The 21771-nt window shown below is 58.1% G+C and carries 16 protein-coding genes; 7 read left to right on the forward strand and 9 right to left on the reverse strand.

Annotation, left to right across the window (positions count from 1 at the left end; translation table 11 throughout):
* Positions 1-85: 85 nt before the first annotated feature.
* On the reverse strand, positions 86-1759 hold the full coding sequence (locus I2E69_RS10980) for a DEAD/DEAH box helicase (protein WP_195461249.1): 1674 nt from the start codon (positions 1757-1759) through the stop codon (positions 86-88).
* An 89-nt stretch (positions 1760-1848) separates the two neighbouring features.
* On the opposite strand from I2E69_RS10980, the gene I2E69_RS10985 reads away from it, so the two are divergent.
* The 5 genes from I2E69_RS10985 (at position 1849) to prfB (ending at position 7503) form a co-directional block, all read left to right on the forward strand.
* On the forward strand, positions 1849-2520 hold the full coding sequence (locus tag I2E69_RS10985) for a M15 family metallopeptidase (protein WP_195461250.1): 672 nt from the start codon (positions 1849-1851) through the stop codon (positions 2518-2520).
* A gap of 72 nt (positions 2521-2592) precedes the next feature.
* Complete coding sequence (cysS, locus tag I2E69_RS10990) at positions 2593-4068, forward strand: cysteine--tRNA ligase (RefSeq protein ID WP_195461251.1); 1476 nt, start codon at positions 2593-2595, stop codon at positions 4066-4068.
* A 279-nt stretch (positions 4069-4347) separates the two neighbouring features.
* Entirely contained in the window at positions 4348-5745 is a 1398-nt protein-coding gene (locus I2E69_RS10995) for an MATE family efflux transporter (RefSeq protein WP_195461252.1), read from the forward strand.
* A gap of 7 nt (positions 5746-5752) precedes the next feature.
* A complete protein-coding gene (locus tag I2E69_RS11000; protein ID WP_195461253.1) occupies positions 5753-6385 on the forward strand; it encodes an AAA family ATPase in 633 nt (210 codons plus the stop codon).
* Positions 6386-6390: 5 nt separating this feature from the next.
* Complete coding sequence (gene prfB / locus I2E69_RS11005; protein ID WP_195461254.1) at positions 6391-7503, forward strand: peptide chain release factor 2; 1113 nt, start codon at positions 6391-6393, stop codon at positions 7501-7503.
* A gap of 1 nt (position 7504) precedes the next feature.
* On the opposite strand, the gene I2E69_RS11010 is transcribed toward prfB, so the two are convergent.
* Positions 7505-8386, reverse strand: a complete 882-nt coding sequence (locus I2E69_RS11010) for a hypothetical protein (RefSeq protein WP_195461255.1) — start codon at positions 8384-8386, stop codon at positions 7505-7507.
* A 59-nt stretch (positions 8387-8445) separates the two neighbouring features.
* On the opposite strand from I2E69_RS11010, the gene I2E69_RS11015 reads away from it, so the two are divergent.
* Both I2E69_RS11015 and I2E69_RS11020 read left to right on the forward strand, forming a co-directional pair.
* A complete protein-coding gene (locus I2E69_RS11015; RefSeq protein WP_195461256.1) occupies positions 8446-9627 on the forward strand; it encodes an exo-beta-N-acetylmuramidase NamZ domain-containing protein in 1182 nt (393 codons plus the stop codon).
* Positions 9628-10139: 512 nt separating this feature from the next.
* Complete coding sequence (locus I2E69_RS11020) at positions 10140-10355, forward strand: helix-turn-helix domain-containing protein (RefSeq protein WP_288237928.1); 216 nt, start codon at positions 10140-10142, stop codon at positions 10353-10355.
* A gap of 31 nt (positions 10356-10386) precedes the next feature.
* On the opposite strand, the gene I2E69_RS11025 is transcribed toward I2E69_RS11020, so the two are convergent.
* The 7 genes from I2E69_RS11025 to I2E69_RS11055 all read right to left on the reverse strand — a co-directional run bounded on the left by I2E69_RS11025 (position 10387) and on the right by I2E69_RS11055 (position 21759).
* On the reverse strand, positions 10387-10965 hold the full coding sequence (locus I2E69_RS11025; protein ID WP_195461258.1) for a sugar O-acetyltransferase: 579 nt from the start codon (positions 10963-10965) through the stop codon (positions 10387-10389).
* A gap of 80 nt (positions 10966-11045) precedes the next feature.
* Positions 11046-11213, reverse strand: coding sequence for a DUF362 domain-containing protein (locus I2E69_RS11030; protein WP_195461259.1), 168 nt, complete (start codon positions 11211-11213; stop codon positions 11046-11048).
* A gap of 48 nt (positions 11214-11261) precedes the next feature.
* Positions 11262-12533: a serine--tRNA ligase gene (gene serS / locus I2E69_RS11035; RefSeq protein WP_195461260.1), complete on the reverse strand. Its 1272-nt coding sequence runs from the start codon at positions 12531-12533 to the stop codon at positions 11262-11264.
* 160 nt (positions 12534-12693) lie between these two features.
* The gene (locus I2E69_RS11040; RefSeq protein WP_195461261.1) at positions 12694-14988 is read right to left on the reverse strand and encodes a hypothetical protein; all 2295 of its coding nucleotides are present in this window, start codon (positions 14986-14988) and stop codon (positions 12694-12696) included.
* Positions 14989-15021: 33 nt separating this feature from the next.
* A complete protein-coding gene (locus I2E69_RS11045) occupies positions 15022-16593 on the reverse strand; it encodes a RagB/SusD family nutrient uptake outer membrane protein (RefSeq protein ID WP_195461262.1) in 1572 nt (523 codons plus the stop codon).
* A gap of 18 nt (positions 16594-16611) precedes the next feature.
* On the reverse strand, positions 16612-19818 hold the full coding sequence (locus tag I2E69_RS11050) for a SusC/RagA family TonB-linked outer membrane protein (protein WP_195461263.1): 3207 nt from the start codon (positions 19816-19818) through the stop codon (positions 16612-16614).
* Positions 19819-19827: 9 nt separating this feature from the next.
* Positions 19828-21759 (reverse strand): hypothetical protein, encoded by a 1932-nt coding sequence (locus I2E69_RS11055; RefSeq protein WP_195461264.1) that lies wholly within the window; start codon positions 21757-21759, stop codon positions 19828-19830.
* Positions 21760-21771 lie beyond the last annotated feature (12 nt).

Genomic DNA, 21771 nt, shown 5'->3' on the forward strand with positions numbered 1-21771 from the left:
GCGCGCGGCCGGAAATCCCTTAATTGATCGTCAAAAGTAGTGATTTAACGTATTATTTCCAACCTTATTTTGCGAAAAGCCGTTTTTACCACATTTTCCACCAACTCTTGCGCGGAGCCGGTTCGGCCGTGGCCGGCTTTGCCGCCGGGGCAGCAGCCGGTTTTCCCGCTCCTTCCGGACGGCGTTTGCGGCGGCGCGACGAAGCGGCCTTCGGAGCTTCCGGGGTGTTCCCTGATTTGTTTCCGGCGGGTTTTGCGGTGCTGCCGGAACCCTGTTTCCGGTTTTGGTTCCGGGACGTGTCGGCCGGGGTGTTTTGCTTCGCAGTTGGTCCGGAGGCCTGCTTCCGCTCCTGCTTGCGGGCCGTGTCGGCGGCTTTGTCCGTCGGCTGGATCGGGGTTCCCGGGGCGGGACGCGTACCCCGTCTGCGACGCGAGCGGGAGGCCGGTTCGGCGGTGTCTGCTGCGGGAACGTGTTTCGGCTCCGGGTTGCGGGGTTGTTGTTCTGCGCTGCGGGCAGGTCGCGGTCCTGTGTTGCGGGCGTTCCGTTGTGCGGGTTGCTGTCCTGTGCCGCGGGCCGGTTTCGGTGTGCTCTTCGGAGTGGATTTTTGTGTCGGTCCGGCCTTCGGAATGGCGAATTCCGGAACGGGGCCCGCCGTGGGGATCGTCAGCCCGGTGAGTTTCTGGATGTCCTTCAGGTAGTCGTACTCGTCCTCCGAGCAGAACGACCACGCTGCGCCCTCATATCCCGCGCGGCCCGTACGGCCGATGCGGTGGACGTAGGTTTCGGGAACCTCCGGCAGTTCGTAGTTGATCACCAGCGGCAACTGGCTGATGTCGATGCCGCGTGCGGCGATGTCGGTGGCTATCAATACCCGGCATTCGCCCGACTTGAAGTCGTTCATGGCTTTTACGCGGGCATTCTGCGACTTGTTGCCGTGGATGGCGCTGGATTTGATTCCGGCTTTGGTGAGGATGCGGGCCAGCTTGTCGGCGCCGTGTTTGGTGCGCGTGAAGACCAGCACCTGGTCGGCGTCCGATTCCCCGAGCAGGTCGATCAGCAGTTGGCTCTTCTCGGCTTTCTCGGCAAAATAGACCGTCTGTGAGATGGTCTCGACCACCGAGGCCGGGGGTGTGACGGTGACGAGCACCGGGTCGTGAAGGATTTTTGCGGCCAGCGCGGCGATCGACTCGGGCATCGTGGCCGAGAAAAAGAGCGTCTGGCGGCGTTCGGGCAGCAGCGGCAGGATGCGCCGGATGTCGTGGATGAAGCCCATGTCGAGCATGCGGTCGGCCTCGTCGAGGACGAAGAAGCGGATCGTATCGAGTTTCACATAGCCCTGTCCGATCAGGTCGAGCAGGCGGCCCGGAGTGGCGACCAGCAGGTCTACGCCTTTCCGGAGGGCATCGACCTGCGGACGCTGGTTGACGCCGCCGAAGATCACGCAGTGGCGGATCGGGGTGTAGCGGGCGTAGTCGCGGCAGCATTCGTCGATCTGGATAGCCAGTTCGCGCGTGGGAGTGAGCACCAGGGCGCGGATTTCGCGGCGGCCTTTGGTCGGGGGCTGTGCGTTGAGCAGTTGGAGGATAGGCAGCGTGAAGGCTGCGGTCTTGCCCGTTCCGGTTTGGGCGCAGCCTTGCAGGTCGCGGCCTTCGAGTACGGGAGGAATGGCTTGTTGCTGGATGGGGGTCGGATCCGTGTACCCCTTTTCTTCGATGGCGCGTAACAGCGGCTCGGAGAGTCGTAAGTCTTGAAATTTCATATAATCGGCGTAAAGATACGATAATTTCCCGGTTGACGCGCAGGAAGGATGCAGATTTCTTATCTTTGCAGCCATATAGAGCAAAAATTATGACACGAAAACTGTTGCTGGCGGCATGTGCCCTGCTGCTTTGCGCCGTCGTGCGGGCGCAGGGCGGCCTCGATCGGAAAATGCAGGCCGCGGGGCTGGTGGATGTCCTCGGGGCCGATTCGACGCTGCGCGTGCGGCTGATGTATTCGACCGCCGACAACTTCATGGGGCGCGACGTTTACGGCGACCTCGAAACGGCTTACCTCCTGCCGCATTTCGCCGCGAAGGTGGTCCGGGCGCAGAACCTGCTGCGCCGGCGGAAACCCGGCTGGCGGCTGCTGGTGTGCGATGCGGCGCGGCCGATCAGCGTCCAACGGCTGATGTACAGCCTGGTCGAGGGAACTCCGAACCAGGTTTACGTGGCCAACGGCGCCCGCGGAGGACGGCACAATTACGGCGTGGCGGTCGACGTGACGCTGCTCGACGCCTCGGGGCGCGAGGCAGATATGGGGACGCCGGTCGATTTCTTCGGCGAGGAGGCCCACACCGGGAACGAAGCCGCACTGGTCGCCGCAGGGAAGATCACGGCTGCGGCGGCCCGCAACCGCGAACTCCTTCGGTCGGTGATGCGCGAAGCCGGGCTGGTTCCCTACCGCCGCGAATGGTGGCACTACGAGGAGCCGATGCCGATGCCCGAGGTGCGCGAACGCTTTCGCCTGCTCGATTTTTAGGGGTCAAACGGCTGTTGTTTGCCGAAAAAGTCGTAACTTTACCCATTCAAAACGATTATAACCGATAACGATATGAATTCCAAACTCGTACTTTACAATACGCTTACCCGCCGCAAGGAGACCTTCGAGCCCCTCGTTCCGGGGCGCGTCGGCATGTATGTCTGCGGTCCCACGGTTTACGGCGATCCGCATTTGGGTCATGCCCGTCCGGCCGTGACGTTCGACCTGCTGTTCCGTTACCTCAAGGCCTCGGGCTACAAGGTGCGTTACGTGCGCAACGTGACCGACGTGGGCCACCTGGAACACGACGCCGACGAGGGCGAGGACAAGATCGCCAAGAAGGCCCGGCTCGAACAGCTCGAACCGATGGAGGTGGCGCACTACTACACGGAGCGCTACCACCGTGCGATGGAGGCCCTGAACGTCGAGACCCCCTCGATCGAACCTTATGCCTCGGGACACATCATCGAACAGATCGAGTTCGTGAAGAAGATCCTGGCCGACGGCTACGCCTACGAGGCCAACGGCTCGGTCTATTTCGACGTGGAGAAGTACAACGCCAAATACAACTACGGCAAGTTGTCGGGCCGCAACCTCGACGACATCATCGCCAACACGCGCGAACTGGACGGACAGAGCGACAAGCGCCATTCGTACGACTTCGCATTGTGGAAAAAGGCTTCGCCCGAACACATCATGCGGTGGCCGTCGCCCTGGGGCGAGGGATTTCCGGGGTGGCACATGGAATGCTCGGCGATGTCGACCCGTTACCTCGGGGAGCGTTTCGACATCCACGGCGGCGGCATGGACCTGATGTTCCCGCACCACGAGTGCGAGATCGCGCAGTCGACTGCCGCACTGGGCCATGATTCGGCACGCTACTGGGTGCACAACAACATGATCACGATCAACGGTCAGAAGATGGGCAAGTCGCTGGGCAATTTCATCACCCTCGAAGAGTTGTTCACCGGGTCGCACAAGCTGTTGGCGCAGGCCTATTCGCCGATGACCATCCGCTTCTTCGTGCTGCAGGCCCAGTACCGCTCGACGCTCGACTTCTCGAACGAGGCCCTGCAGGCTGCCGAGAAGGGGCTGGACCGCCTGATGAAGGGCATCGAGACACTCGGGAAGATCAAACCCGCGGCGGCTTCGACGGTCGACCCAGCCGAACTGGAGACCCGCTGCGCCGAGGCGATGGCCGACGACCTGAACTCGCCGATGGTCATTTCGGCGCTGTTCGACTGGGTGCGCATCATCAACCAACTCGCCGACGGCACGCAGGCCATCACGGCCGCCGACCTCGAAACACTGACGGCTACCGTCCGCCGCTACGCCTTCGACATCCTGGGCCTGCGCGACGAAAAAGCCGCTGGGGCGGCTTCGGGCCGGGATTACGTGACGCCGTTGGTCGAGATGCTCCTGGACGAGCGCCTGAAAGCCCGTGCCGCGAAGGACTGGGCCGCTTCGGACCGCATCCGCGACGGCCTGACTGCCGCCGGCATCCGCGTCAAGGACCGCAAGGACGGTTCGGACTGGGAGTTGGAATAGCTTTCCGGTTAAGAATTGGGGCGGGTTCTTCATCTTGTACCTAATATTGTTTGCGACGTACGATTCCGACCCTATGCCGGAGCCGAGAAGCGACGATTCGGCTAAAAGCGCGAGCGGAGGGGACGGTTTCTTGCAAACCCGTGAATAGTCGCCCGGAGCCAGCGTTAGACGCTTCGTCGCAGGCGTAGGCATCCGTCGGAGAGTTTTTGGTACTTTTTGCGGAAAAAAGTACAGAGAAGTCTGTGTCGCGGAGACGCAGTAATGACGTAACAATTTTATATGGCAACAGAAATAAAATCGGCAGCACTGGAGCTCGGGACCGAGCGTATCCGGAAGCTGCTCATACAATATGCCGTGCCGGCGATCATCGCCATGACGGCGTCGTCGCTCTACAACATGGTCGACAGCATCTTCATCGGCCACGGTGTGGGGCCGCTGGCCATTTCGGGCCTGGCGCTGACCTTCCCGCTGATGAACCTCGCTGCGGCGTTCGGTTCGCTGGTGGGCGTGGGCGCCGCGACGCTGATCTCGATGCGCCTGGGCCAGCGCGACTATGAGACGGCCCAGCGGGTGTTGGGCAACGTTTTGATTCTCAACTTGATTATCGGCGTGGCGTTCGGCGCCGTGACGCTCATCTTCCTCGATCCGATTCTCTATTTCTTCGGGGCCAGCGAGGCCACGATCGGCTACGCCCGTGAATACATGACCGTCATCCTGCTGGGCAATGTCGTCACCCACATGTACCTGGGCCTGAACTCGGTGCTGAGGGCTTCGGGGCATCCCCGCAAGTCGATGTACGCCACGATCATCACGGTGGCCATCAACGCCGTCCTCGACCCGCTGTTCATCTTCGGTTTCGGCTGGGGCATCCGCGGTGCGGCTATCGCCACGGTGCTGGCGCAGATCATCGCGCTCGTATGGCAGTTCCAGATACTTTCGAACAAGGAGGAACTGCTCCACTTCCGCCGCGGCATCTACCGCCTGCGCAGGAAGATCGTGCGCGACATGCTCGCCATCGGCATGTCGCCGTTCCTGATGAACCTCGCGGCCTGCTTTATCGTGATCCTGATCAACAAGGGGCTGAAGGAGTACGGCGGCGACCTGATGATCGGTGCTTACGGCATCGTCAACCGCCTGGCGTTCTTCTTCGTGATGATCGTGCTGGGCGTCAACCAGGGCATGCAGCCCATTGCGGGTTATAACTTCGGTGCGAAGCAGTACGACCGTGTGATGCGGGTGCTGAAGCTGACGATGATCGGCGCCACGTGCGTCACCACGGCAGGATTCATCCTCGGCGAATTCATGCCGCGGATGGCAGTCGGGCTTTTTACGACCGACGAGGAGCTGATCCGCCTTGCCGTCGAGGGTATGCGCATCGTCTTCTTCTGCTTCCCGATCATCGGGTTTCAGATGGTGGCCACGAACTTTTTCATGAGCATCGGCATGGCCGGCAAGGCGATCTTCCTGTCGCTGTCGCGCCAACTGCTGTTCCTGATGCCCGGGCTGATCTTCCTGCCGCACATTTTCGATGTCCACACCCAGTGGAACGGAAGTTGGGGCGTGTGGTGCTCGATGCCGCTGTCGGACTTCCTGGCTTCGCTGGTGGCCTTCTTCATGCTGACTTACCAACTGCGGAAATTCCGGGCTTACGGGGCGGAAAACGCCGCTAAAGATTGATAAGATTATGGAAAAATTCGTCATCAACATCGGCCGCCAACTGGGCAGCGGCGGCAAGACCGTCGGGGAGATCATTGCCCGCAGGCTGGGCGTCCGTCTTTACGACAAGGAGCTGATCAACCTGGCCGCCGAGCAGAGCGGACTTTGTCCCGAGGTTTTCGAGAAGGCCGACGAGAAGGAGTCGCGCGGCGTGATTTCGACTATGATCGGTTACCTGCGCGCCCCGTTCGTGGGCGACGACGGAGGTACGGCCAACGTGCTGTCGAACGATGCGCTGTTCAAAATCCAGAGCGATGTGATCCGCGAGGTCGCGGCGCGCGAATCGGCTGTCTTCGTGGGTCGCTGCGCCGACTATATCCTGCGCGAAAATCCGCGCTGCGTCAACGTCTTTATCACGGCCGACGATGCCGACCGCATCGAGCGCATCCGCCGCCGGCAGGGGGTGAGTGCGGAAGAGGCCCGTGCGGTGATGGAGCGCATCGACGCCAAACGTGCCTCTTATTACGACTATTACAGTTCGCGGACGTGGGGCGTGGCTTCGACCTACCACCTCTGCGTCAGCACTTCGGTGTTGGGAGACGAGGGTACGGCGGACTTCATCCTGGAATTTGCCGCCCGGAAATTGCAAACGAAATTTTAAGAGATATGGTACTTGCGGAACAGATCAAGGAGATCGAACAGCGCCGGGAGGCACTGGAACGCTGTCTCGACATCGACCAGAAGCGCATCGACCTGCGCAACGAAGAGGAAAAGACCCAGGAACCGAATTTCTGGGACAACCCCGACAAGGCGCGCGAGCAGTTGCGCAAGGTGGCGGGGATCAAGGCGTGGGTCGACGATTACGACGCCATTCGCAAGGACGCCGAGGACCTTCAGTTGATGCCCGACTTCGTGAAGGAGGGTGTGGTGACCGAAGATGAGATGGACGCCCACTACGCTGCGACGCTCGACCGCATCGAGAAACTCGAAATGCGCAACATGCTGCGCCGCGAGGAGGATAAACTCGGGGCCATCCTCGACATCAACGCCGGAGCCGGCGGCACGGAAGCGCTCGACTGGGCTTCGATGCTGATGCGCATGTACACCCGCTGGGGCGAGGCGCACGGCTACAAGGTCAAGGTGCTCGACTACCAGGCCGGGGACGAAGTGGGCGTGAAGTCGTGTACGCTCGAATTCGAGGGCGACTATGCTTACGGTTACCTCAAGAGCGAGAACGGCGTGCACCGCATGGTTCGTCTCTCGCCGTTCAATGCCAACAACAAGCGTCAGACTACTTTTGCATCGGTTTTCGTGTCGCCCGCCGTGGACGACTCGATCGAGATCACGGTCAACGCCGCGGACATCGAGTGGGACACGTTCCGGGCGTCGGGGGCCGGCGGCCAGAACGTCAACAAGGTCGAAACGGCTGTGCGCCTGCGTTATCACGCGAAGGACCCCGACACGGGCGAAGCGGTCGAATACCTGATCGAGAACATGGAGACCCGTTCGCAGTTGATGAACCGCGAGAACGCCATGCGCATCCTCCGGTCGAAACTCTACCAGCGCGAACTGGACAAGCGTATGGCGACGCAGCAGGCGCTCGAAGCCTCGAAGAAAAAGATCGAGTGGGGTTCGCAGATCCGCTCCTACGTCTTCGACGACCGCCGCGTGAAGGATCACCGCACGGGGGTTCAAACCTCGGCCGTGGAGTCGGTGATGGACGGCGATCTGGACGCCTTTATCAAAGGTTACCTGATGGAGTTCGGCGCGCAGGCTTAGGCTATTCCTCCCAATGATAAAGTCCTTTCACTTCTTTCCATCCTGAATGTGTTTTATGTAAAAGGACACCGTTGCCGTTGTATTCTCCCAGTACCTCGACAACGGCTTTGTCGAGTGATTTGTTCAGGACGATGTACCCTATTTGAGGGATTCCGAAATTCCATCCTTCCCAATGTCCGTTGATGATGTACCAATAGTTTTGCAGGAAACGCATCCGCTTCCGGCCCGATTCTGCGGATGTCTGGTCTTCGTCGGGCCAGTATCCGTTTTTCTCCAGAAAAAGTTCGAGTGCATCCTTGTATTCATCGGTGAGGTAGAGCCGTTTTAGCCCCGCCTGTCGGATTTGCGGTCGGAAATCGATCAAAATCTTATAATAGGCTCCCGCTTCGCGGAGAAGGTAAAATCCGTCGGTCGGAAATTTGGGAGGAGGGGAGCTTTCGTAATAATAATCAAACATACTGTCCTCTGCGACACAGAACATCAATTGCGATTGGATAACGACGTAGCGATAAGCCGAGTCGCTTCGGTAACCCCTCGGGCGAAGTGTAGGGTCGGGGTTGAAGAGGGTCGTAAAGAGATTGTAAACGTTTCGCAGCGTATCGTTTTGTTTGCCTAGAGTCGATGCGTTGGATGTGTATTTCCGATGCCATGTGTCCAAGAACTTTTCCATCCTCGGTCCCGATTTGCAGGAATAAATGGAGTCTAGTTCTTGAGTTAGCTCGTTTGCCCGGGATGGAGCGTAGAGAAAATCCGTATTGTCCGCCTCCAATGGCAACACATCTTTCGTTGTCCAAAGGAAATAGCCCCCGATGAAACAGACAATCAGAAAAGACAGGACCAGAAAAAGGTTCAGCCCGGAGTGATCTGTTTTACGAAGGTTCATGATATAGACGCTTTTTTACAAAGATAGCATTTTCCGGCTCAAAATGTTATCTTTGCTCTATGAAACGATTTGTTTTTATCCTTTTGTTTTCGCTTTTTGCGGCGTTCGCGGCGCCGGCGCAGGTGAAAGTCGGCATGACCGACACTGCGGCTTATTACCCGCTGCTCAGGGGACAGCGCGTGGCTGTGCTGGCCAATCAGACCTCCGTAGCGGAGCTGCCCGGCGCGCCGGGAGCCGATGCCGCCGGGCGGGTGCACCTCGTGGACCTGCTGCACGGAAGCGGCTTCGACGTGGCGGCGATTTTCTCGCCCGAGCACGGATTCCGCGGTACGGCCGATGCCGGGGAGCATGTCAAAAGCTCGGTCGACGCCCGGACGGGCATCCCGATCCGCTCGCTCTACGACGGCAACACGAAACGGCCTTCGGACGAGGCGATGCGCTCGTTCGACGTGCTGGTCGTCGACATGCAGGACGTGGGACTGCGCTTCTATACCTATTATATTTCGATGCTCAGGATGATGGACGCCTGCGCCGATTTCCGCAAGCAGGTCGTGGTGCTCGACCGTCCCAATCCCAACGGGCATATTGTCGACGGGCCGGTACTCGATATGAGCTACAAATCGGGTGTCGGGGCGATTCCGGTTCCGGTGCTGCACGGTCTGACGATGGGCGAGATCGCCCGCATGGCCGTAGGCGAAGGGTGGGCCCGGAAGTGCGGTCTCACCGTGGTGAAATGCCGCAACTATACCCACGCGACCGAATATGTCCTGCCTGTCGCTCCGTCGCCCAACCTGCCGACGCAGCGGTCGGTCTACCTCTATGCCGCGCTGTGTCCTTTCGAGGGCACGGTCGTGAGCCTCGGGCGCGGGACCTCTGCGCCGTTCGAGGTCTACGGCCATCCGGCCATGATCGGGCGGACCTTCTCCTTTACGCCCCGTCCGACGGCGGGGGCCAAGCATCCGCCGCTCGAAGGGCAGTTGTGCCGCGGTGTCGACCTGAGCGGGATGCCGCTGGACGAGGCCCGCGAAGTGGGATTTTCGTTGAAATATGTGATCGATGCCTATGCCGACCTGAGGCTGGGCGACAAGTTCTTTACCCCGATGTTCGAGAAACTCGTGGGCGTGGGCTGGGTGCGCGGAATGATCCTTTCAGGGGCTTCGGACGCCGAGATCCGTGCCCGCTGGGCCGGGGAGGTCGAACGTTACCGGGAACGCCGGGCGAAATACCTGCTGTACGAATAAACTGAAAAACCGCCCCGAAATGTTCCGGGGCGGTTTTTCGTAAGGGGCGGGACGCCGCGGTACAGATTCTATGAAGAATTAGTGACGCAACTCCGCTTTACTGCGCCCCGCCGAAAACTTCGCTGCCGCCCGGAAATAGAAAAAGGGCGCAGGTACAACTTCGCCCAAGTCGGCCTCGCGAGCCTTATCCGGTTTGTTGTCCTTGCGCCCAAGTCTGCCGCCTGCCTTGCGGCAGGGGCATACCCGGGTTTCAGACAAATTTTACACCGGATATAAACCTGTCATATGTTATGACAGTCGCGAGTTTACTTGTGGCATAAAGGTTTGTCTTAACCTTTTCTATGTATGTCCCGGCTTACGCCGTACTATTCTGCAAAGTTAGCATAATTCTTTTTTAGTTCGGTTTGGTTTCTGCAAAGATAATCAAAAAATCCAATACACACTATATAGGGTGTAAATTATTTTTGTTTGAGTCTGATCTTTGTAAAATGAAGCAAAGAAGCCCTAAAAGAGTGAACGATGCGCTGACTGTATCAGTTGCGCAGAAATTGAAGGAGCTTCGGGCTGCCTGCGGATTCTCGCAGGAATATGTGAAGGAGAATACCGGCGTGAATTTACAGCGGAGCGAATCGGGTAAAACCACAGTGTCGTTGATAACATTGGATATTCTTTGCCGGTTTTATGGAACGACACTCAAAGACTTTTTCGCTGAACTCGATCTAAAATAAAAGCGCCCCGATCCGGGGCGCTTTTCCTTTTTTAAACGGGTGTTACCCGGTCTGCTTCGGTAATCTCCCGCAGGACGCGGCAGGGCGAGCCGACGGCGATCACCCCGGCCGGGATGTCGCGCGTGACGACGCTCCCGGCCCCGATGACTGCGTTGTCGCCGATCGTTACGCCCTGCATGATTACCGTGTGGCCCCCGATCCAGACGTTGTTGCCGATCGTGACAGGCAGTGAGCGCATGACGCCCGCATTGCGCTGGTCGGGCAGCAGGGCATGGTTGACCGTGTAGATGCCGACGTTGGGCCCGATGAAGACGTAGTCGCCGATCGTAACCGGGGCTTCGTCGAGGATCGTCAGGTTGTAGTTGGCGGTGAAATGGTCGCCGACCGAAATCTGTTCGCCGAAATCGCAGTGAAAGGGGCTGTGGAGGCATACCGATTCGCCGACATGTCCGAACAGTTGCCGGATAATCGTCTCCCGCTCTTCCCGCTGGCTCGGCGGCAGTTGGTTGAGCCGGAAAACCAGTTCTTCGGTGCGCCGCAGTGCATCGCCTATCTGCGGGCAGATGGCGTGGAGCCAGAGCCCGGCTTTCATTTTTTCGAGATCGTCCATCTTGTTGTCAGGTTTCTTGCTGTGAATGAAAAAAGCACACCCCGTTGCCAAGGTGTGCTTTTCTTTCGGATATTCCGTGATTACTCCGAAACGATAGCCTCGCTCGGGCAAACGCCTGCGCAGGTTCCGCAATCGATGCATTTGTCGGCGTCGATCACATAGATATCGCCTGCCGAAATAGCCTCCGTGGGGCACTCGCCGATGCAGCTTCCGCATGCAACGCAGGAGTCGGTAATTTTGTAAGCCATTGTTTTGAAAATTTATTGTTAAAATGTGTGTGGTGCAAATATAAAAACTTATTTGATAATATCAAAACCCGTATAGGGAATCAGCGCCTCGGGGATGCGGATGCCGTCGGGGGTCTGATAGTTCTCCAGCAGCGCCGCCACGATGCGCGGGAGGGCCAGCGAAGAGCCGTTCAAAGTATGTGCCAGTTGGATTTTCTTCTCCTCGTCGCGGTAGCGGAGCTTGAGGCGGTTGGCCTGGAACGACTCGAAATTCGATACCGACGAAACTTCGAGCCAGCGTTTCTGGGCCTCGGAGTAGACTTCGAAATCGTAGGTCAGCGCCGAGGTGAACGACATGTCGCCGCCGCACAGGCGCAGGATGCGATAGGGGAGTCCGAGTGCCTTGACGATACTTTCGACGTGGGCTACCATGCCGTCCAGTGCCTCGTAGGAGGCGTCGGGAAGCGACAACTGTACGATCTCCACCTTGTCGAACTGGTGCAGGCGGTTCAGGCCGCGTACGTCTTTGCCGTAGGAACCGGCTTCGCGGCGGAAGCAGGGGGTGTAGGCGGTCATCTTGACCGGGAAATCCTCTTTTTCGAGGATCACGTCGCGGTAGATGTTCGTCACGGGAACTTCGGCCGTGGGAATCAGGTAAAAATTGTCAACCGTGGCGTGGTACATCTGCCCCTCCTTGTCGGGAAGCTGTCCCGTGCCGAAGCCCGAGGCTTCGTTGACCATGATCGGCGGCTCGACTTCGAGGTAACCGGCCTTGGTGTTGCAGTCGAGGAAAAAGTTGATCAGCGCGCGCTGGAGCCGTGCACCCTTGCCTTTGTAAACGGGGAATCCGGCGCCGGTGAGCTTCACGCCCAGGTCGAAGTCGATGATGTCGTATTTGCGGGCCAGCTCCCAGTGGGGCAGCGGGTTCTCGGGCAGCGCGGTGTAGTTCTCTTCGAGTTTTACCACGAGGTTGTCCTCGGCGGTCCTGCCTTCGGGGACGATCTCGGCGGGAAAGTTGGGCAGCGAGACGATGGCGGCCTGCAACTCCTGCTGGGCGTCGGTAAACTCGGCCTGCAGGCGCGAGGATTTGTCCTTCAGGTCCGAAACGAAGCGTTTGCGCTCCTCTGCTTCGTCACGGCGGCCCTGGCCCATCAGTGCGCCGATCTCCTTGGCAGCCTTGTTCTGGGCGGCAAGCGTGTTGTCCAACTCCAACTGGAGAGCCTTGCGGCGGTCGTCGAGGTCGATGATCTTTTCGATGACCGGCGCGGCGTCCACGCCCTTCTTGGCCAACTTGCGGATAGCGGCCTCTTTGTCATCGCGGATTTGCTTTATCGTAAGCATAGTATCGTGAGTTTTTTTGTGTTTTCGCGTTACAACCTGCAAAATTAGTAAATTCGCGCCAAACTGTCACGCTGAGGCGCTGTTTTTTGCGAATTTACTGAAAAACCGGGTCCCCGCTCTTCGCGGGAACCCGGTTTTATCGGTTGTCGGCACTTCTCGCTCAGAGGGTGCGGAGCACGAGGTCCGTGCGCATCCGCTTGCCTTCGGCGGCAGGCGTTCTTGTCGGAGTCGTTTCCCGGACAGCTTTTGCGGCCGGGGTAATTACGTCGCTGCTCATCAGTTCCAGACGCAGCGTTTTGTCGCCGGCCTGGATGGTGGCGAAATTGGCCTGCCCGGGTGCGGCAACTTTAGCCGAAACAGTAGCGGCAGGAGCCATCTTCAGCGGCGTCATGCTGACGAATGAGTAAGTTTTCGAACCGACATATTCGCGCAAATAGCTCGAACTGGTGGCTACCGGTGAACTGAACAGTGCGAACAGATAACCGTAGACGTTGCTTCCGGCATAGGGACTTGCCGACCAGTAGAGCGTGTCGCCGATGTATCCGATCGCCAGGCTGCCCGATCCCCAGTAGTAGGACATGCCGTCGGTGAGGGTGAACATCGCATAGTTCCCGTTGTAAGTTCCGGCCGACTGCGGCTCGACGATCAGCATGTGTTTCTGTTTGTCGTAATAGGCTCCCAGTTCAGGTGTAAAGTCGCGCATGTCCGACGTGCCGTTGATAATCACCTCCGAGTCGTTGACGCGGGTGATGTCGATACGGTATTTGGCTGTGGTTTTGCCGGAACCTCCCGAAACGGAAACGGTCGCCGTCGCGTTGAATGCCCCGATGAAATCCTCGAAGTTTTTGGTCTGGTCGAAATCCTTGGAGAAGTGGCCGAAGGTCGTGGCCGCTTTCGAGACGAATTTCGTATCGCCGAACGAGTTGGCCATCACCAGGGCGAGCGTGTAGTCGGTGCCTTCGTCGAGCGTGTTGAAGACGCCTTTCCGGCCTTCGTCCGAGAGCATCTGCTCGATGGTTTCCTCGGGCATTTCGCGGCCCATCTCCATCGTAAGCTCTTCGAGCGTCTGGCCGTAGTATTCGCACAGGTACTCCATGATCGGCGTGGCCATGCAGAGGTACTTCATCGACACGATGTTGCGAACCTTCATATCCCAGTAGAGCGTCGTGTAGGGCGAATAGTTGGGATTGTTATCCGAAGAGTACCACTCGAATTCGTCGACCTTGATGTCGTATTCGCCGGTGAGGTCGCACGTGAAGCGCTGCGTGTAGAGTTTGCAGGGATTCTCGACTGAGTCGTATGCCAGCGCTACGGCAGTGTAGTTGCCTTTAGGGACGCTCCACACCGATTCATCCGTGTCGTAGAGTTTCACGACAGGGGTTACGGCCTCCAGTTTGTCGTCGATAAGCAACTGGCGCACCTGCTCCTGGCGGGTACTGTTGTTCGTGATGTCGCCTGCTATCACCGCCGCCTTGTAGAATTTCGTGTAGCTGTTGGGCGAGAAGTAGAGTTTCGGGGCCTTGAATCCGGTGCTGGTAGTTTCGACGCCCTTGAACTCGATATTCACCACGGGGGTCGTATCGAGGTCGCTGTCGAAAACCAGCGTCTCTTTGCCCTGCGCGAAGTAACCCGACGAAACGTAATAGATCAGGTAAAACGAATAGGTGTTCGTATTCTTGTCGAATGTACAGGGATAGGAGCTGTAAGCCGCATCATTGCCGGTGTACACCGCCATGTCGGCGACGTAGACGTACTCGTTGTAGTTCGAGTTGTAGTAACCGATCGACTGCGCCGGAACCGTGCAGGTATCGTCGTCATGGACGATGAACTTGAACGTTACGCCGCTTGCCCAGTCCTTCAGCCGGTAGATGTTGGCGCCTACGGCCTTTTCGACCTCCAGACCCGAATCGCGGCCCGTGTAGTAACCGTTGTAGTGGTAAGTGGCCAATTGCGGAATCGTTTCCCCGCTCTCGGTGGTCCGGTAAAAAGTCTCCCATTCCAGCTCGAAGGAGGCCGAAAGGGTTACCTTGTCGCTGTACTGTGCTACCTGTGCGGAATTATTGCCCGGGAGCGCTTCGCGGTCGCTGATGTAGAGCGTGGTCTTGTAGCTCGATCCCATGACGAATTTCGAGAGGTTCACTCCGACCTGGATTGTGACGGCGTGTTTGCCGTCGGGAATCGTCACTTCGGTCGGAATCGTGAAAATGTCGTCGTTGACGCCTTTGGTCGTCAGGTAGACCGTATAGGCGCCTTTGTCGCCCGGACGGGCGATCTCTACGTCGATCACTCCGTCCCGGACATCCTGTGCAAACTCCTTCTCGATGGATGACTGGATGAAATGAATCGCCTTTGCATCGTCTTTGTTCGGGGTGTAATAGGTTCCCTCCTGCGTCTGGCTGCATGCAGTCGCGAGGAGCAGCAATCCCGCACCCAGGTATTTCGATATGTTTTTCATAGTGTACATGATTTTCACCGTTTCAATCGCTTGTTAGGGATTCTGGTCCTCTTCGTTGATGTTCGGGTTGGCGTCGAGCTCGGCTTTGGGAATGGTCAGCACCCAATCGTAGGTGTCGGGCTTGGTGATATCCACGTTGCGGCGGTTCATGCCGGAGATGCACTCTTCGGAAAAACCGTCGTCCGAACGGCGGTCGATGCCCTGTCCCAGACGGCGTACGTCGAACAGACGGCCGTATTCGCCCCACAGTTCGATCCGGCGCTGGGTGATGATGTCTTCGAGCAGCGACCCCGTCCAGGTCGTGGTCGTAGCGCCCAAATTCAGGCCGCTGCGGTTGTTGGCGTTGTACTTCGAATCGCGCTCGGCCATGACCGTATTCATCAGGTTGCGCGCAGTTTGTACATTGTCGGCAATGGTCTGGGAACGCAGGGCCGCTTCGGCCGCCGTGAAGTACATCTCCTCGACACGCATGTAGATGTAGTCGCCCAGGTAGGACGCCAGGTTGCTGAACGAGAATTTTTTGCCGATATAAGGAGACTCCTTGTCCGCGGGATCCCACCAGGCACGGCGGATGTCGGTCGGATTGATGCGGTTGTAGAGCTGCTTGTTGATCAGTTTCGGCGCCGACTTGGCATAAGTTCCCTGCTGGTTGTCCATGTGGGTGAAAAATCCGGCATAAACACCCGATTGGTCGGCAATCTGAATGCCTGCGCCCCAGATGACATTTCCCTTGTTGAGCGAGTTCATGCCGCCCATCAGATCGCTCTTGGTCCCTACCGTATAGCCGCCTTCGTCGATGACGCGCATTGCGGCCTTGTAGGCTCCGTCCCAATCACCTTCCGCCAGGCAGGCCCGGGATTTGATGCCCAGGGCTGCATAGAGGCCGATGTGCGATTTGTTGTTCTCGGCCAGGGTGGTCTCCTTGCCCTTTTCGAGCAGTTCGATGGCGCGGTCGATATCTTCGTCGATGCGGTTGTATACGGTACGTAACGATTCACGGGGTTTACCGCCCGTTTTGATCGTGGTTCCGGTCGTATAAACCGGAACGCAGGCCTCGGTCCAGCGGGAAGTCCCCGTCATGGGGTTGTAGGGGGCGCGCGAAAACCAGGTCGCCAGATTCAGGTAGCAGAAAGCGCGGATGGCGTAAGCCTGCCCGATGACATAGGCTTTGTCGGCTTCGGAACCCTCCATGGTCGTCTCTGCGTCGATAATGTAGTTGACATTGGCGATCCATTTGTAGTTGGCATACCACACGTCGTACGAACGGAATGCCGACGAAGTATAGTTGCTTTTTACGTTGTAGGTCTGGTCGCCCCAGAACCAGCCGTTACCCTGCGACTGCATGATCAGGTCGTCGGCCATGCAGTCGAGCGCCAGTCCGTAAGCCGCTACGCCGAAGCATTGGTGGGTATTGGCCGTCGTGGACCATCCGGCGGTCCACATCGAGCGGTAGACACCGTTGACCGAGGTGATGGCTGTCGATGCCGTTTTCAGCAACTCCTCGCCCGAACCCGAATCGGTCGGTGAGAATTCGAGCATCGATTCGTTGCACGAAGAGACCGACAGGCCGATCAATGCAATGAAGAGATATATTGTTTTTTTCATACTTGTTTCCTCCCTTGGTTAAAAGTTCAAATCGAGACCGAATGCAATCACGCGCGAAGGGGTGTAGCTGTAAGACACCGAGCCCGTGAAGTTATATTGCGGGTCCATACCGTCCATGTGGTTGAACATGGCGATGTTGTCCAGCGTGGCGTAGATGCGCAGCGATTCGATGTCGATCTTCTTGAGCCAGCGTTTGGGCAGCGTGTAGCCGATAGTGATGTTCTTGATGGCGAAATACGAAGCATTGATGAGCGAGTTGTCGGCCGTGGCATACGAACCGCCTACTTCGAGCATCGGAATGTCGGTCTTGTCGCCCGGCTTCTGCCAGCGGCGCTGGACGTTCTTGTGCCAGTTGTTGCCTGCATACTGCACGTACATCGAGCCGTTGTAGAGGCTGTCGTAGACCCATCCGCCGATCGAGTAGGTCGTCAGGAACGAAAAATCGATGTTCTTGTAGATCGTGAACGTCGACCCGATACTGCCGTAGAGTTTCGGCTCGCGGCTTCCCGCATGGTACTTGCTCAGGGTTGCCATCGCCACGTTGTCGGTGATGTACTCGTCGCAGCGCATGTTCGTCAGCGCGCCTTCGTCGTTGACTCCCTGTGTCCAGTAGGCATAGTAGAGTTGTTTACCCGTGGCGGGGTCCACACCGGCTGTTTTGGACAGGTAGAAGGTGTAGATCGGCTTGCCGACTTCGATGACGCGGGCGCCCGATGAAATGACATCCTGGCCGCCTGTGAGCGAGAGCACCTTGTTGCGGTTGAGCGCTCCCATCAGCGTGGCGTCCCAGCGGAAATTCGTTTTGTTGAAAATCGTTCCGCGCAGCGAGGCTTCGAGACCCTGGTTGCGCAGGGAACCGACGTTATCCTTGAACCCGGTGAATCCGGTCGAGATCGGCAGCGGGCTGTCGAGCAGCACGTCGGTAGTCTTGCGGTTGTAGTATTCGACCGACACATTGAGCCGTCCGTTGAAAAGTGAGGCCTCGATACCCGTGTTGAAGTTGCCGCTCTTCTCCCACGTCACATTTTCGTTTTTGAGTTTGCTGGCGAAAGCGCCCGCTTCGGAAGCGTTGGCCCACGTGAAGTCGTAGAGTCCCTGCCAGGCGTAGTAGGTTCCCAGGTTGTCGTTGCCCTGTACGCCATAGGCGACCTTCAGCGTCAGGTTGTCCAGCCATGAACGGGTGTTTTGCAAGAACTCTTCTTCGGTGATGCGCCACGAAGCGCCTACCGACCAGAAGTTGCCCCATTGTTTGTTTTTGTCCTTGCCCCGGTAGAAGCGCGAGGAACCGTCCGTTCGCCAGCTGGCGTCGATGTAGTAGCGGTTCTTGTAGCCGTAGTTGACGCGCGAGAGATAGGACTCCACGGCGTAATTGTGCGAATAACTGTCATTGTTGGTCGTCGTGACGGCGGGACCGAGTTCGTCGATTCCCTCCATGATACCGGTTTTCTCGCCGATGGCGTAGTTGTACTTGTAACGGTAATACTCGTGTCCGGCGAGCAGGCTGACGGAGTGGTCGCCGAACGTGCGGTCGTAGGTCAGCAGTTGGTTGAACGTGTAGCTCATCGTTCGGGTGTTGGTCTTGCTGAGGCGTCCGCCCTGCAGGGCCGCGTTACCGTGGTTCTTGTCGTTGACCAGCGTGCGCTGATAGTCGGTGAAGTCTGTACCGAAGTTTACCGAGAGTTTCAGTCCGTAGAGTTTGGCGTCTTCCTTGATGGTTCCCAAGGTGACGTATGTGCGGGCCGAAAGCGAGTTGCGGTTGTAGTAGGCTTTGTTGTTGAACAACTCTGCCTTGGAGTTGAAACCCTGCGCCGAAGGACGGTTGGCGTAGCCGTTGTCGTCCTCCGAACCGTATTCGTACTGCCGGTTGCCGTTGGCGTCGAGGATGTTGTTGCCATCCATGCCTTTCAGGTAGATGGGGTAGACCGGAGCCATGAACTGCGCCGTATACCATACGTTTGAGGTCGCGGTGTCCTCGAAGTTTTGGTAATCCGATTCGCTGTGTGCAAAGTTGGCGTTCATGCCGATCTTGAACCAGTCTTTGGCCTGTGTGTCGGCGCTTACGCGTCCCGTGTAACGGGTGAAGTCTGTATTTTGCAGGATACCGTCCTCCATATAGTAGCCCAGCGAGACCAGGTAGTTCGAACGTTCCGAACCGCCGTTGACCGAGACGATGTGTTCGGTGCGTACGGCCGAGTTGTCGCTGATCTCGTCCATCCAGTTCTCGTCCCACGCGGCTTTGGCGTCCGAGTGGATTTTTCCTGTTGACTGGTCGATCAGCGTCTCCCACTTGTAGTTTTTGTAGGGGTTGTAGTATTCGGGATTCTTCAGACCTCCGATCTGCTGGCCCAGATTCGCGGCCGCATAGCGGCTTGCACCCTCGAAGTCCATACCCGTGCCGTACTGGGCGCTGTTGCGCAGCGCTTCGTAGCTCATTTCGACATAGTCTTTCATGTCGACCAGGTCGTAGCGCGGCAGCGCCCGCGAGGCGATACCGACGTTGCCTTTGTAGGAAATGCGGATTTTGTCCTTCGAGCCTTTCTTGGTGGTGATGATGATGACGCCGTTAGCGCCGCGGGCTCCGTAGAGGGCGCCTGCCGAAGCGTCCTTCAGGACGGTCATCGTCTCGATGTCTGCCGGGTTGATGGCGCTCAGCGAACCGTCGTAGGGAATGCCGTCGACCACATAGAGCGGGGTTGCCGAAGCATTCACCGAGCCGATGCCGCGAATGATGACCGAAGCGGCATCGCCGGGCTGTCCGCCGCCGGATGCGACCTGCACGCCGGCTACGGTTCCTTCGAACGATTTGGTGACGTTACCCACGACGCGTTTCTGCAGTTCACCGCCCTTTACGACGGCGGCAGAACCGGTGAACGACTCTTTCTTGGCCGTACCGTAGGCAACGACCATCACACCTTCGATCTCGGCTGTGTCTTCCTGGAGCGTAACATCGATCCGGGTTTTGGCGCCGACGGGAACTTTCACCGTCTTGTAACCCAGGTAGGTGATGACGAGCGTGGCTTTGGCCGGAACCTTTGGGAGCGTATACTCTCCGTCGACGTTGGTCGTGGTGCCCTGCGTAGTGCCGTCGACCAGGACATTGGCGCCGATGATGGCTTCGCCGTTGGCTCCGGTGACTTTGCCGCTGACGGTAGCGGTCTGAGCCGCTGACGGCATCATCCACACCAATGCCAACGCGCACCAGAGAATTGCAACTATCTTATTCATAGGTTTCTCTTATTTTAAAATTTGCATGTTGTGAATGAGCGTCCACAGGTCGCTGTCGGGGCGCGCTCCGGCGGGCAGTTGCTCGGCTTCCATCGGGAAGATGAAGCGTTCGGGACGGTCGATGGCACGACCGGCGGGCGACTGTCCGAGCATCGCGCTGCGCATGCTGAGGGATCGGGCCGTTACTGCTGGAGGTACGGGCGCTGCATCTGTGGTTACCGACGAAGACCGGGTCAGCTTGTCGCCTGCCGAGTTGGTGACTGTCATCATGACGACGTATTCGGTCTGGGGTTTTATCCCGGCCTCTTCGCCGAATACCAGCGCGAATCCGTTGTTGTTGATGTACGGGATGTAGCCGCTGTCGAGGTCGACGCCGTACTCTTCGATGACGGCGGGATATTTCGACTCGGCGATGCCGCTCAGTGCTGTTGCCGGGAAGAAGGCATAACGTGCGGATACGACATCCACGCCCTGCATAAGGGCGGCGAAGGTGTTGTAGGTCGGGCCGAAACTTTCGTCCTTCTGGGCCTTGAGCAGGAACCACGATGCCGCCGTGGTACTGGTCTTCGTGGTCACCGAATTGACGCAGAGCGTCTCTTCGCCGCCCGACGAAATAGCCAGTGTCGACTGGGTGTACGAAACGCCCATGTTGGCCGGGGTGACCATGTTGTTGCCCGTGCCGCTGTTCACCAGCGCCAGGGCTGCGTCTTCGAGTTGATAGCCGTAGTTGTCATCCTTGAGGAAGGCGATGATGGCCTGTTTGTCGTTGGGGTCCGTGAATACCTGGCTGAAGACCTTGGTGGTCAGCGTGCGGTAGCGAAGTTTCGCCACATCCTGGCCTTTCCAAAGGCTCCACACGGAGTTTGTCCAGCCGTAACCCATTAATGCGGCATAAGCGTTGGTGATGTAGAAACTTTGCGTAAACCACGAGCTTCCTCCGTAATTCGGGCCCGAAGAATAACCGTCCGACGTGGTCTTGAACGGGGCATAGCTCAAATCCGAGGTAATGTTACCCTTGTAGTCCATGCCGAAGGCGAATGCGACGTAACTCAGTTCGGGTGTCAGGCCCATGATCGTGATGGTCTGGGTTCCCGACTTGAGCAGCGAGGCCATGGCCAGTTGGATGCTGATGCCTTGTTTCTGCGCATATTCGAGAGCGTACTGCTGGTAGGCGCTCACGATCTGCTCGGGGGTATATTTGGCAAAAAGGGCTGCACTTATCACGTCGTAATAGTAGGTTACGTCGCTGGTGGCGTAAACATCGAAAGCCACGGCGTCGGAGATAACCTCGACGGGCGCGACGAGCAATGTCGGAACATCGTCGTCCGAGGTGGTAAACTTCAGTTCCGAAGCCTGCGAATCGCTGAAACGCGTCGGATCGTTTGAGAGCGCACGCACGGTAAAGGTATATTCCTTGGATTTGCCCAGCGCCGAGAGCGAAATCTGCCGTTTGTCGGTTGTGACGGTTTGGTCGCCGATGGTGTATTCGTAACCGTCCGATTCGGGAACGGCCGACCAACTGATGACCGTACGCGAAGAGTAGGCGCAGCCGAGCAGGATTTTAGGCTTGGGCAGTTGCTCCATGTCGTCCGTAACCACGTGGATGTAGGTATAAGCCGACTCCGCGTATCCGGACCCGGATTTGGGGCAGCTCTTGACCGCCACGACGTATTCGGTTTGCCGTTCGAGTTCCTCGAAAACGATCTCGCAAGCCGATGTCGTCGCCGGAGTTCCGTCGTTGAGTGTGTAGGTGTAATTCCCGGCGTCCTCGACGGCGTTCCAGCGAAGGGTGAAGCCCGTGGTCGTCAGGTCGCGTACCGTGACTTCCGGCTGGGCGAGCGCCGCCCGGCCGGATTGTTCGTCCGTGTCGTCCGACGAGCAGGAGCCCAATGCGAAAAGACCCACCAGTGCGACGGCCGCATATCTGAAGAAATTTTTCATAATCGTTGTTTC

Source organism: Alistipes sp. D31t1_170403_E11 (assembly GCF_015553985.1).
GTDB lineage: Bacteria > Bacteroidota > Bacteroidia > Bacteroidales > Rikenellaceae > Alistipes > Alistipes montrealensis.

Coding starts and splice junctions, on each gene's coding strand:
- I2E69_RS10980 (WP_195461249.1), bottom strand. CDS start 1,759: ATGAAATTTCAAGACTTACGACTCTCCGAGCCGCTGTTACGCGCCATC.
- I2E69_RS10985 (WP_195461250.1), top strand. CDS start 1,849: ATGACACGAAAACTGTTGCTGGCGGCATGTGCCCTGCTGCTTTGCGCC.
- cysS (WP_195461251.1), top strand. CDS start 2,593: ATGAATTCCAAACTCGTACTTTACAATACGCTTACCCGCCGCAAGGAG.
- I2E69_RS10995 (WP_195461252.1), top strand. CDS start 4,348: ATGGCAACAGAAATAAAATCGGCAGCACTGGAGCTCGGGACCGAGCGT.
- I2E69_RS11000 (WP_195461253.1), top strand. CDS start 5,753: ATGGAAAAATTCGTCATCAACATCGGCCGCCAACTGGGCAGCGGCGGC.
- prfB (WP_195461254.1), top strand. CDS start 6,391: ATGGTACTTGCGGAACAGATCAAGGAGATCGAACAGCGCCGGGAGGCA.
- I2E69_RS11010 (WP_195461255.1), bottom strand. CDS start 8,386: ATGAACCTTCGTAAAACAGATCACTCCGGGCTGAACCTTTTTCTGGTC.
- I2E69_RS11015 (WP_195461256.1), top strand. CDS start 8,446: ATGAAACGATTTGTTTTTATCCTTTTGTTTTCGCTTTTTGCGGCGTTC.
- I2E69_RS11025 (WP_195461258.1), bottom strand. CDS start 10,965: ATGGACGATCTCGAAAAAATGAAAGCCGGGCTCTGGCTCCACGCCATC.
- I2E69_RS11030 (WP_195461259.1), bottom strand. CDS start 11,213: ATGGCTTACAAAATTACCGACTCCTGCGTTGCATGCGGAAGCTGCATC.
- serS (WP_195461260.1), bottom strand. CDS start 12,533: ATGCTTACGATAAAGCAAATCCGCGATGACAAAGAGGCCGCTATCCGC.
- I2E69_RS11040 (WP_195461261.1), bottom strand. CDS start 14,988: ATGAAAAACATATCGAAATACCTGGGTGCGGGATTGCTGCTCCTCGCG.
- I2E69_RS11045 (WP_195461262.1), bottom strand. CDS start 16,593: ATGAAAAAAACAATATATCTCTTCATTGCATTGATCGGCCTGTCGGTC.
- I2E69_RS11050 (WP_195461263.1), bottom strand. CDS start 19,818: ATGAATAAGATAGTTGCAATTCTCTGGTGCGCGTTGGCATTGGTGTGG.
- I2E69_RS11055 (WP_195461264.1), bottom strand. CDS start 21,759: ATGAAAAATTTCTTCAGATATGCGGCCGTCGCACTGGTGGGTCTTTTC.